This is a genomic window from Ectothiorhodospira haloalkaliphila ATCC 51935 (genome assembly GCF_000633935.1).
GTDB lineage: Bacteria > Pseudomonadota > Gammaproteobacteria > Ectothiorhodospirales > Ectothiorhodospiraceae > Ectothiorhodospira > Ectothiorhodospira haloalkaliphila.
Genome location: NZ_KK214997.1, coordinates 89,430 through 101,922 on the forward strand (window position 1 = coordinate 89,430; position 12,493 = coordinate 101,922).

At 66.0% G+C, this 12,493-nt stretch carries 7 protein-coding genes; 5 read left to right on the forward strand and 2 right to left on the reverse strand.

The features are described from left to right. Positions 1-70 precede the first annotated feature (70 nt). Both ECTHA_RS17285 and ECTHA_RS0106375 read left to right on the forward strand, forming a co-directional pair. Positions 71-1,591: a DUF2868 domain-containing protein gene (locus ECTHA_RS17285; RefSeq protein WP_025281833.1), complete on the forward strand. Its 1,521-nt coding sequence runs from the start codon at positions 71-73 to the stop codon at positions 1,589-1,591. Continuing rightward, on the forward strand, positions 1,588-2,970 hold the full coding sequence (locus tag ECTHA_RS0106375; RefSeq protein ID WP_025281834.1) for a GTPase/DUF3482 domain-containing protein: 1,383 nt from the start codon (positions 1,588-1,590) through the stop codon (positions 2,968-2,970). The genes ECTHA_RS17285 and ECTHA_RS0106375 overlap by 4 nt, the downstream gene beginning before the upstream one ends. Before the next feature lie 12 nt (positions 2,971-2,982). Here the strand turns inward: ECTHA_RS0106375 and ECTHA_RS0106380 are convergent, their stop codons facing one another. Continuing rightward, positions 2,983-4,638 (reverse strand): methyl-accepting chemotaxis protein, encoded by a 1,656-nt coding sequence (locus ECTHA_RS0106380; RefSeq protein WP_025281835.1) that lies wholly within the window; start codon positions 4,636-4,638, stop codon positions 2,983-2,985. A 114-nt stretch (positions 4,639-4,752) separates the two neighbouring features. Next, positions 4,753-6,141: an aminodeoxychorismate synthase component I gene (pabB, locus tag ECTHA_RS0106385; protein WP_025281836.1), complete on the reverse strand. Its 1,389-nt coding sequence runs from the start codon at positions 6,139-6,141 to the stop codon at positions 4,753-4,755. 371 nt (positions 6,142-6,512) lie between these two features. Here pabB and ECTHA_RS0106390 point away from each other — a divergent pair, with 371 nt between their 5' ends. The 3 genes from ECTHA_RS0106390 to ECTHA_RS0106400 are packed head-to-tail and all read left to right on the forward strand — an operon-like array spanning position 6,513 to position 12,450. After that, positions 6,513-7,700 carry an efflux RND transporter periplasmic adaptor subunit gene (locus ECTHA_RS0106390; protein WP_025281837.1) on the forward strand — a complete coding sequence of 396 codons (1,188 nt, stop codon included), beginning with the start codon at positions 6,513-6,515 and terminating at the stop codon, positions 7,698-7,700. Next, entirely contained in the window at positions 7,700-10,804 is a 3,105-nt protein-coding gene (locus ECTHA_RS0106395) for an efflux RND transporter permease subunit (RefSeq protein ID WP_025281838.1), read from the forward strand. Before ECTHA_RS0106390 ends, ECTHA_RS0106395 begins: the two co-directional genes overlap by 1 nt. Next, the gene (locus ECTHA_RS0106400) at positions 10,801-12,450 is read left to right on the forward strand and encodes a TolC family protein (RefSeq protein ID WP_025281839.1); all 1,650 of its coding nucleotides are present in this window, start codon (positions 10,801-10,803) and stop codon (positions 12,448-12,450) included. The genes ECTHA_RS0106395 and ECTHA_RS0106400 overlap by 4 nt, the downstream gene beginning before the upstream one ends. Positions 12,451-12,493 lie beyond the last annotated feature (43 nt).

Genomic DNA, 12,493 nt, shown 5'->3' on the forward strand with positions numbered 1-12,493 from the left:
CTGAACGGCCCGAGGCCCGCGGGCTGGCCCGGTTGGCGCAGACCAGTACGCGCCTTATAGTGACCACGCCATGGACAAGCCAGCCCGAACCCAGCCCGACGTTCCCAGCAAGCCCCTTTTCCGACAGCGCCTCGTTGCCGAGGCGGTGCGCATCCACGAGGATCGCGAGGGCCGTGTCATTGATGATGCCATGGCCTGGAAGGTGGGCCGCGAGACGTCTGGTGATCTGGAGGCCCGGGTACTGGCCCGGGCCGCAGCCACCCGCCTGGGGGCACGGGTCGAGGATGCCCTGCAGGGGGTGAGCCGCCTGGGTACCTGGATGGGCATACTGGCATTGCTGCTGGCCGGCCTGTTGGGCGTGGGCGCTGCCGGTGCTTCTCTGGGCGCGCCACTGATGGACGATGCCTCACGCATCAACATCTTCTGGGCCCTGGGCAGCCTGCTGGGCGTACAAACCCTGCTGCTGCTGCTGTGGCTGCTGGTCATGCTGTTGTTGCCTCGAGCCGGCGGTGGACTCCTGGGACATGGGGTGCTGGGGGCCGGTGGTGGCCTGGCGCGTTGGCTGTCCCGCGCCCAGGCCCATGAACTGGCGGTGCGCGCCCTCCTCAATCTGCTGGGCCGGGGCGGACTGGCCCGATGGTCGGCAGGTACCGTGACCCACCTGCTATGGGCCGCCTTTGGCGCCGGGGCCCTGCTCATGTGCATCTGGAGCCTGAGCGTGCGCCAGTATGATTTCGCCTGGGGAACCACCCTGCTCAGCGAAGCCCACTTCATCACCCTGATTCATACCCTGGGCGCCCTGCCCGCCTGGGTGGGCATCCCGGTACCCGATGAGGAACTCATCCGCGCCAGCCGCCTGGGCGTCAGTGAGGGTGCCGACGGTCGCATTGCCTGGTCGGGCTTCTTGCTGGGCAGTCTGCTCTTTTACGGGCTGTTGCCCCGCGTGTTGCTCGGCCTGCTGTGTCTTGGTCTGGCGCGCCGTTCAGCAGCCCGCACCCACGTGGATCTCAGCGCCCCCGGATATGCCCGCCTGGCCCCGCGCCTGCAGCCCGACCACCATCGCCTTGGCGTGATTGATCCACCACCCGCCCCACCCCCGCCAGGGCATGCCCCCCAGGAGCGTCGAGACACACGAGACACCAGCACCCCCATGGCCCTGGTGGGCTTTGAACTGGAGCATGCCCGGGATCACTGGATCCAGAACACGCGTCACCCCCGGTGCATCCCCCTGGGCCAGGTGGACGATCGCCATACCCGCCGCGACATCCTGGCGGCGCTGGCGGCACAGGACCCCGCACCCTCGGTGGTGGTGGTGGTCTGCTCCCTGGCCCGCACCCCGGATCGCAGCACCGAAGGCTTCCTGGCAGATCTCCGTTCCCGCACCACCGCACCCGTCTGGCTGCTGCTGGACGAGGCGCGCATTGCCCGGGAGCGGGAGGTCGACCTGGCGGCCCGGTATCGCGCCTGGCAAGCGCTGTCGGAACGGGCCAGTCTGGATCGCCTCTTGCCCGATGACCCGGGCCAGGCCGATCATCGGGATGCCCGAATCCTGCTGGATGCCTTCGACCCTACCAAGGATCACGCGTCATGAGTCCGCTATTGCAGGTGGCCGTGGTCGGCCACACCAACACAGGCAAGACCTCCCTGCTGCGCACCTTGTCCCGCGACACGGATTTTGGCGAGGTGTGCGACGCCCCGGCCACCACCCGGCACGTGGAGGGCACGGAGATTCTGGTAGACGGCGGGCCGGTCATGGCCCTGTTTGACACCCCGGGCCTTGAGGATGCCTCCGGCATCCTGGACTGGCTGGAGACCGGTCAACAGGATCGCCACGCCGGGGCCGAAGCGCTGGAGCGGTTTCTGCAGGCCCCCGAAGCCAGTGGACGCTTTGAGCAGGAGAGCAAGGTACTGCGCCAGCTGCGCAGCAGCGATGTGGGCCTGTACGTCATTGATGCCCGCGAGCCGGTGCTGGGCAAATACCGGGATGAACTGGCCGTACTGGGCATGTGTGCAAGACCGCTGATCCCCGTGCTGAACTTCGTCGCCTCCCAGGACAACCGTGAGCCACAGTGGCGGGAGACCCTGGCCAACCTGGGCCTGCATGCCGTGATCACCTTCGACTCGGTGGTCTATGACCTGCAGGGGGAACTGCGCCTGCACGAAAAGCTGCGCAGTCTGCTGGACGCCTACAGAGAACCCCTGGGCCGCCTCATGGAGGCCCGCACCCGGGAGGCCCAGTGGCTGGAGAGATCCGCGGCAGAGAGTGTCGCCGACATGCTGCTGGACATCGCCGCCTGCACGCTGCTTGTGCCGCGTGAACCCGCGGCCACGGAGGCCGGCATGGAAGAATTGCAGCGTCTCGTCCGCAGACGGGAGCAGGATTGCGTGGATGCCCTGCTCAGCCTGTATCGCTTTCGCGCCAGCGATTATCTGGCCACCCAGATACCACTGGAGGATGGTCAGTGGGGCATGGATCTGTTCACCACCGACGCCTTGCGTCACTACGGGTTGCGTACCAGTGAGGGCGCAGCGGTCGGCGGCGCCATCGGGCTGGCCATCGACGTGATGGCCCTGGGCACCACCCTGGGTGCGGGTACCGCCGCGGGTGCCACCGCCGGTGCACTCATGGGCAATGGCGTCGGCCTGGGTCGGCGCCTGGGTCAGCGCATGCGAGGACAACGGGAACTGAGGGTCAATGACACCACACTGCGTCTGCTGGCCCTGCGCCAGCGGCAGCTGGCCCGGGCCCTGTCGCGTCGCGGCCATGGCGCCGAAAAGGCCCTGGAACTCAATACTCCTACGGATAACACCTGGCGCCGGGGCAAGTTGCCTGCCCCGGTCCGCAAGGCGCGGCTCCACCCCCGCTGGTCGCGTTTGAATGAGCGAGCTGATGGCGTGGAGTCGAAGCCACGCGCTCAGGCGTTGGAGGCGTTAACCGAGCAGTTGCTGGACGAAGGAAGCCGTGTGTAGCCCCCCTCGACCCTACACCTGATAACCCGACACCCGATTCTGCAAATCCGCTGCCAGTCGCGCCAGTTGTTCGCTGGCGGCAGCGATTTCCTGGGCGCCATTGGAAGTCTGATCCACCGAGTGGGAGATGGTGCTGATGTTGCGGTTGATCTCCTCGGCCACGGCGGACTGCTCCTCGGCGGCGCTGGCGATCTGCGCATTCATGTCGTTGATGCTGACGATGGAGTTGTTGATGGAGTCCAGTGACTGACCGGCCTTGGCGGCCTTGAATACACTATCCTGGGCCTTGGTACGACCCTGTTCCATCACGCGCACCGCCCCGCTGGCACCACTTTGCAACCGCTCGATCATGTCCTGGATCTCGGTGGTGGAACTCTGGGTACGACTGGCGAGTGTGCGCACTTCATCGGCCACCACGGCAAAACCCCGCCCCTGCTCACCGGCGCGAGCCGCCTCGATGGCGGCATTCAGGGCCAGCAGGTTGGTCTGCTCGGCAATGCCCCGGATCACATCCAGCACCTTGCCGATCTCGTCACTGTCGGCGGACAGGCGGGTAATCACCTCAGAGGCGTTCTCCACTTCATGGGCCAGTTCCTCGATGGAGGCAATGGTTTCCTTCACCACCTGACTCCCCGTGGAGGTCTCCTGCTGGGTGTCCTGGGCTGACTGGGCCGCATGAGAGGCATTGCGGGCCACCTCCTGCACCGTCGCCGTCATCTCGTTCATGGCCGTGGCCACCTGATCCGTCTCCGAGTGCTGCCGCTTCACCTGCTCGCGAGTCTCCTCCGACGTGGTGGAGAGCTGTTCTGCCGCCGAGGAAAGCTGGGCCGTGGCCGAACCCACCTGGCGCACCAGTTCATGCACCCGGTCGGCAAACCGGTTGAACCCATCTGCCAGGTCGGCCACCTCGTTTCTGCCCTTCACGACGAGTCGCCGCGTCAGATCCCCACCGCCATCGCCGATGTCACGCAGGGTATGTGCCGCCTCGCGGATGGGTCCGACGATCATGCGGGCGAAGAACACCGCCCCCACGATGCCAACGACCACAACCACCAACAAGGCCATGAGCATCCCGCCAACCAGCTCGGTAACACCGCGGGCGACGATGGAATCGGCCTGTTCCTTGGGGATACCCAGCCCCATGATGCCGATGACCTGGTTGCGTTCGTTGAACAGGGGTTCGTAAGACGTCAGATGGGGTACCCCCACGATCTCGGAAACACCGGTGTAGCGCTCACCCTGAATCGCCGACGCGTAGGCCGCCGTGTCACGGCCCAAGGGTGTGCCCACGGCACGCCTGCCATCCGGCCGGGTGACGCTGGTGATCACCCGGGGAAACTGGTTGCCGTCGCGAGCAAAGATGGTGAACACGATCCCCAGATCGCGACTGATGGCATCGGCCATCTCGTGACGCCCTTCCAGCGGTTCACCATCCGCATCCACCAGTCGTCCGTTGGAAACCCCAACGCTGCCGTAATACTGCGTCAGATACACCCGGGCGGCCCGCAGGTCCCCCTCCGCCTTCACCAGCAGACTGTGATCCACCAACTGACGGGAGGTATTGGCCATGCTGTGATAGGACACCAGCAGGAATACCAGCCCCACCACCGTCAGCCCAACTACCGCGAACAGAATCAGCCTTGCCTGGATCGTTATATTATTCAGCATGTTGACGTCTCTTGTTGAAGCCCTGGGTCATCCGGTATCGGCCAGCGGTCATTCTTCTTATCGGCCGCCAGCGGGCATTCCTTAATCCCCCGCCCTTAATCCCCCGCACCGTGATCACCCTGCCGGCCCGCGCAACAGGCTCATCATGGCGCTGGCCTTGTGCAGGGTCTCCTGGTACTCATCCTCGCCATCGGAGCCTGAGGTGATGCCCCCGCCGGCCCAGAATCGGACCTGCCCATGACTGTTCACCAGGGTGCGGATGGCAATGCTGGTATCCATGTCGCCATCAAAGCCCACATAGCCGATGGCCCCGCAGTACACCCCGCGCCGATGCGGCTCCAGAGCCTCGATGATCTCCATGGCTCGAAGCTTGGGCGCTCCAGTGATGGACCCCCCGGGAAAACATCCCCGCAAGAGGTCCAGCGCATCACGACCCGCTGCCAGGCGCCCGCTCACTGCGCTCACCAGGTGGTGCACCGTGGCATAGCTCTCCACGCCAAAAAGCTCCGGCACACGCACGCTGCCAATGGCACAGGTCTTGCCCAGATCGTTGCGCAGCAGGTCCACAATCATCACATTCTCGGCCCGATCCTTGGCGCTGGAGGCCAGTTGCGCCCGTTGCGCCTGATCGGCGCTCCGGTTGGCACCCCGGGGACGGGTCCCCTTGATGGGGCGGGTGCTCACCTGGCCAGCGCGCACCTCCAGAAAACGCTCCGGTGAGTTGCTCAGGATGTTGGCCTCGGGCAGTTTGAGAAAGGCCCCGAAGGGCGCCGGGCTGATGCCCCTGAGGCGCTGGTAGCTGCCCCAGGCATCCCCCTGAGCCAGGGCGCTGAAGCGTTGCGCCAGGTTCACCTGATAACAGTCACCCTCGCGGATGAAGGCCTGCACCCGGGCGAAGCGGGCCTGATAGTCTTCCCGTGACATATTGGACTGTATACCGCCACGCAGCCTGAATCCCGATCGCATCCGCCCCCGGCCGGCCTTGGATAGCATGCGCAGCAACTCCGGCCAGATCCGGGCCGTATGAGGATCCAGTCCGCGCCCCACCAGCCAGGCCACTTGTTCCTGATGGTCCACCACCACCGCCCAGTCATGAATGCCCACCGCCATCTCCGGCAGGTTCTCGCCGTCCTGGGCCAACGAAGGCAGGCGTTCGAACCGACGTGCCAGGTCATAGCCAAAATAACCCAGCGCGCCCCCTGAAAAGGGCAGGCCATTCACGGGCGGCAATCGCGGCCCCAGGCAGGTCGCCACCAGGCGCAGCGGATCGTCCCCGCTTTCGCGCACGCCACTGCGTTCCTGGATGCGCGTCACGCCCCCCCGGGTGACCACTGTGACGAAGGGGTCGGCGGCCAGGATATCGTAGCGACCACGCCGGCCGGCAGTGCCGCCGCTGTCCAGGAAGACCGCCCAGGGTCGATCCGCCAGCACCTGAAACAGCCGCGCCCCATCCCCGGGATAGGGCAGACGCTCAAGCCGGAAACCGGTGGAACGGACGGTCATGGTGGCGGGACAAACCTCGTGGATGACGTCGAAACAGGCAGCGGGAGCGCGGATTCTACTATGATGCCGGTGGCAATGGGGGCCGGGCCGGATGGCATCTGCTGGTCTGGACTGAGTATACTGCGCCCGCTGCATGACAAACGCCGCCCGCGTGGCCGGTGCATGAAACCCGCGCCCACCGATGGTGTCTATCCGCAGGGCAGATCACCGCAAATACCCTGTCGGCGAATCCGCTGTCAACGCATGACAGCGTCATGCGTTTACCCCTCATCCAGGCCTTTGCGGCTGCCACCCGACGTGGCATCCCTGGCCTGAATCAGCCACCGTTCAAGCCCACACGACCCCGCCCTTCCGGCCATGGACAAGACCCGATGAAACGACTCCCGATCCTGATCGCCCCGGTATTGATCCTGGTGGCGGTGCTCATCTGGTGGGGAACCGGATCCGATTCAGACACCGGGCCGGGCCCGGGTGCCGGCCAGGGCGCCGTGGCCGTGAGCGTGGATACCGTCACGCGCGCAGATCTGACGGACCGTGCGTTCTTCACCGGCTCCCTGGTGGCTGCTCACCGGGTGGAAGTGGCCACACGCGTGGCCGGGCGTCTGAAGCGCCTGCATGTGGACATTGGCGATCAGGTGGAGCCGGGACATTTGCTGGCAGAACTGGACGATGACGAATTCCAGCAGGACCTGGAGCAGGCCCGTGCCGAACTGGCGGTATCCAATGCCAACCTGATCGAGGCCCAGGCGGCGCTGACCTCGGCACAGCGCGCCCTGGACCGCACCCGGGACCTGCGCGAACAGCGGGTGGCCTCCCAGTCCGAACTGGAATCGGCGGAAACCGACGTGGAGGCCCGCCAGGCGGGTGTCACCCTGGCCCGTTCCCAGATCGCCCAGCGCCAGGCGGCCCTGCGCAATGCCCAGATCCGTCTGGACTTCACCCGTATTCAGGCGGAACTGGATAACGGTGAAGGCCAGTGGCTGGTGGCCGACCGCATGGTGGATCAGGGCAGCATCCTGCAGGCCAACACCCCCATCCTGGCGCTGGTGAATCTGCAACCCCTGCGGGCCCGGGTATTTGTCACCGAGCGGGATTACGCCCGCCTGGCGCCCGGCCAGTCGGCCCAGCTTTCCACCGTCGCTCATCCCGGCGAGACCTTTGAAGGTGAGGTGATCCGCGTCGCTCCCGAGTTCCGTGAGGCTTCCCGCCAGGCTCGGGTGGAAATCCAGGTGCCCAACCTCGACCAACGCCTGCGCCCGGGCATGTTCGTGGAGGCCAGGATCAGCACCCGCACTGTGGAAGATGTGACCGTGGTGCCCATTGATGCGGTGCTCGAACGGGACGGCCAGCGCGGCGTCTTCCAGGTGGAAGAAGCGGACAATGGCCCCATTGCCCGGTTCGTGGCCGTGAGCACCGGCATTGAGGAAGCCGGGAAGGTGCAAATCACCGAACCCGAGATCAGTGGTCGGGTGGTCACCCTGGGGCAGCACCTGCTCAGTGACGGTGTGCGGTTGCGTATTGCCGACGAGGGCGAGGCCCGTGCCGAGGACGAGCGCTGATGAATCCCGCTCGCTTTACCGTCCCTCGCCCCATATTCACCTCCATGGTGACGGCCATCGTGGTCACCCTGGGGCTCATGTCCCTGTTCCGCCTGCCCATCGATCTGATGCCGGACATCACCTTTCCCACCATTTCGGTGATGACCACCTACGAAAATGCCGGCCCGGAGGAAATTGAACAACTGATCACCCGCCCCGTGGAGGAAGCCGTCTCGGCCGTCCCTGGCGTGGAGGAAGTCACATCCACCTCATCCGAGGGTTCCAGCACCGTAAGGATCTCCTTTACCTGGGGCACCAACCTGGACGACGCCACCAACGAGGTGCGCGACCGGCTTGATCGTATCGTCAATGCCCTTCCCGAGGAGGCCGACCGACCCAGGGTGCGTCGCTTCGACAGTTCGGACCTGCCGGTGATGCTCATCGGCGTGGCCGCCGAGCTGGACCCCATCGAACTGCGCCAACTCATCGATGACCGTATCCGCACCCGCCTGGAGCGGGTGCCCGGCGTGGCGGCCGTGGACGTCTGGGGCGGCCTGGAACGGGAGATCCGGGTGGAAGTGGATCAGGACAGGCTGCAATCCCTGCAACTGGGCCTGGAGGATATCCGTCAGGCACTGCGTGAGGCCAATGTCACGGTGCCGGCGGGCGAGATCGTGCGGGGTCGCATGGACCTGCGCCTGCAGGTTCCCGGGGAGTTCGAGACTCTGGACCAGGTTCGCGGTACCGTCGTCGCCACCCGGGAGGGCTCTCCCATCTTCCTGCATCAGGTGGCTCAGGTACGGGACACCCACCAGCGCATCACTCGCCTGATCCGCATCAACGACACCCCCGGGGTGCGCCTGGCCGTGCGCAAGCAGGCCGATGCCAATACCGTGCAGGTGGCCGAAGCGGTGCGCGCAGAGATCGCGCGCCTCAACCGGGAGAATCCTCAGCTCGATATCGTCGCGGCCATCGACAGCTCCCGCTTCATTGAACGCTCCATCGCCAACGTGGGCCGCTCCATCCTCTATGGCGGCAGCCTGGCCGTTCTGGTACTGCTGTTCTTCCTGCGCCATCTGCGTTTCACCCTGGTGGCCGCCACGGCCATCCCGGTCTCGGTGATCGCCACCTTCGGCCTGATCTACTTCGGCGGCTTCACCCTCAACCTGATGACCCTTGGCGGTCTGGCCCTGGGGGTCGGCCTGATGGTGGACAATGCCATCGTGGTGATCGAAAACATCGCCCGACGCCGCACCGAGGACGGACTGCCCGCCGCACAGGCCGCCACCGAAGGTACATCCGATGTGGCCGCGGCCATCACCGCCAGTACCCTGACCACCCTGGCCATCTTCCTGCCCATGTTCTTTGCCCAGGAGATGGCCGGGGTGCTATTCAAGCAGCTGGCCTTCGTGGTGGCCTTCGCCCTGTTCTGCTCCTTGCTGGTGGCCCTGACCCTGGTACCCATGCTCATGGGGCGCAAGGGCACGGTGAGCGAACGCCCGGGCAACCCGCTGACCCAACGTGCCGCCGCCGTGGCCGGTGGCATCGTCCGGCGCGTGGAAACGGGTTATCTGCGACTTCTGGATGCCGTACTGGCCCATCGCTGGACGGTGATCGTGCTGGCACTGAGCCTGTTCGTGCTGGCATTGGCCCTCATCCCGCGCCTGGGCACCGAATTCATGCCCGCCACCGATGAGGGCGAACTGCGGGTCAGCATCGAGATGGAGCCCGGCACCCGTCTGGAGATCCTGGACCAGGCCGTACGCCGCATGGAAGATGTCCTGAAAACGCATGTTCCGGAGGTGGAGAACCTGGTCACCAGCGTGGGGGGCTCCACATTCCGTTCCACCTCGCCTTCCACTGCCTCGCTGCGTATCTCCCTGGTGCCCCAGGATCAGCGCAGCCGCAGCACCGACCAGATCGCGGCCGACCTGCGCCGCCAGCTGGGCGACATGCCCGGCGCCACCATTCGGGTGCGCCCCAGCCGCGGCATGATGATGGGCCGTATCGGCGGCGGGGGTAATGACGAGAGCCTGAGCCTGGAGGTACGCGGATTCGACCTGGAAACCATCGATCAGGTGGCCGCCGAACTGGAGACGCGACTGGCGCGGATCGAAGGCATCACCGACGTGCGACTGGGTCGCGAGGAAGGCCGCGAACAACAGCTGGTGCGCATCAACCGCACCCGCGCCGCCGACCTGGGCGTGAGCGTTTCCCAGGTGGCCCGCACCCTGGAGACTGCCCTGAGCGGCGGTAGCGCCGGTCAGTTCCGGGATCGCAGCACGGAGACCCGCATCTGGGTACAACTGCGGGATGCCGAGCACATGACCCTTCAGGAGGTGCTCAATATCACCGTGCCTGGTCGCGACGGCGAGCCGGTGAGCCTGCGCCACCTGGTGGACCTGGAGCCGTCGATCGCCCCCTTGCAGATCGAACGCAAGGAACAGCAGCGCATCAACGAGGTGTTTGCCAATACGGCCGGTCGGGACCTGGGTTCCATCGTCGCCGACGTGCGGGCCGAACTGGCGGATATGCCCCTGCCCCGCAACGTGGACATCACCTTCGGGGGGGACGTGGAGGAACAGCAACGGGCATTCGCGGAGCTGGGTCTGGCTCTGCTCATGGCCGTGGCCCTGGTGTACATGGTGATGGCCAGCCTGTATGAATCCCTGCGGGATCCTTTCATCGTGATGTTCTCCGTGCCCCTGGCCCTGATCGGCGTGGTGGCGATGCTGCTGGCCACGGGCACCACCCTGAACGCCCAGTCCCTGATTGGTATCATCATGCTGGTGGGCATCTCGGTCAATAACGCCATCCTGCTGGTGGATCAGAGCGCCAGACTGCATCGCAGCCAGGGTATGACACCCCGTGCTGCCGTGCGTGAGGCCGCCCGTCGGCGCCTGCGACCCATTTTGATGACCTCGCTGACCACCATCCTGGCCTTGATCCCCCTGGCCATCGGCATCGGTGAGGGCGGCGAGGTCCAGGCGCCCATGGCGCGGGCGGTGATCGGCGGGTTGTTCAGTTCCACCCTGATCACGCTGCTACTGATGCCGGTGCTCTACACGCTGTTCCATCGAGAAGATGCGGGGGCTCCCGCTGCCAACCCGATCAGGTCGACATGATGTCCCCAAACCGAACCCTGCGCCCCACCCTTCTGGCCCTGGCCCTCTCCGGTCTGATGTTGCTGCCTGCCACCCAGGCTCAGGCCGATGATCTGCCCACCCCGCCCTGGCTGGAGGAACGCCTGGATGCCTGGGGCCCAGCGCCCCATACGCTTCCCGAAGGAGCCCCCAAGCCCGGTGCGCCAGCGGCCTGGTCCCCCGGTCCGGGGCAGGTGTCATCCGGGCAGTTGGAGTTGTCGGTGGAAAACGCCGTCTTCATGGCCCTGCAGAACAATCGCTCCCTGGCCATGGAGCAGTTGCAGCCACTGATCACGGGCACCTTCGAGGCGGTGGAACGGGCGGTGTTCGATCCGGTGCTGTTCGCGGAGATGAGCCTGTCCGAGGATGAGACGGTGCGGCAGTTCGATCAGGCCCAGATCCCCGATCAGGTGACCCGCTCTCAGCGGGATCGTGCCGAAGCCGGACTGCGTCAGAGTCTGCCCACCGGCACCGACATCGAGCTTTCCCTGCGCACCGTGCGCAGTGAGTCGACACGAACCGACGAGCAATTCACCTCCCGTGCCGGCCTCACCCTCACCCAGGCCCTGCTGCGCGGTGCCCGCATCGATTCCAACCTGGCCAGTCTGAGGCAGGCCCGGGTGGACACACAGAGCTCCCTGTACGAGTTCCGGGGCTTTACCGAATCCCTGGTGGCCGACGTGGAAACCGCCTACTGGGACTACGTCCTGGCCAGTCGCCGCACCCAGATTTTCGAGGAGTCCCTGGCGGTGGCGAGTCAGCAACTGGAAGAAACCCGTCAGCGCATCCGCGTGGGTGATCGGCCCGAGAGCGAGGAGATCTCCGCCCGTGCCGAGGAGGCCCTGCGCCGTCAGGGTCTGATCGATGCGCGCTCGCAGCGGGCTCAGACCCGCATCCGCCTGTTACAGCTCATCAACCCGTCCGTGGCCCATTGGGGCACCCATGTCACCCCCCTGGACGCACCTGACCCACAGGTACCCGCTCTGGAACCGGTGGGCGACCATATGCAACTGGCCCGTGAATTGCGCCCTGCACTCAATGAAGCGCGCCTGCGCGTACAGCGCGGCGAACTGGAACTGATCCGCACCCGTCAGGGCCTGCTGCCGCGCCTGGATCTGTTCGTCACCCTGGGCCAGAGCGGCTATGCCTCCGCCTTCGGCGATGCCTGGCGCGAGGTGGACGGCCCCGGCTACGACTACAGCGTGGGCCTGCAACTGGAATATCCCATCGGCAACCGGGCCGCCCGGGCCGATGCCGAACGGGCCGGCCTGAGCCGCCAGCAGGCCCTGGAGGCGCTGGGGAATCTGCAGCAACTCACCGCCCTGGATGTGCAGAACGCCTGGTTCGAGGCCAACCGCACCCGCGAACAGATCCAGGCCACGCAACTCACCCGGGAGCTTCAGGAAGAGGTGCTGCGTGGCGAGCAGGCCCGCTTCCGCGTGGGCACCGGCACAGCCCTGGCCCTGTCCCAGGCGCAGCGGGATCTGCTGGAGAGCCAGCTGGAGGAAGCCGAGGCCATCATCCGTCATCGTCAGGCCCTCACCGAACTCTATCGTCAGAGTGGCACGCTGCTGCTGCGCCGCGGGATCGAGGCCCCGGGAGATCAGGCGGTTGAGGTGAGTTTCTAAGGGGCGATCCATGCCGCTGACCCGTGGCGGTACATTGCCGATA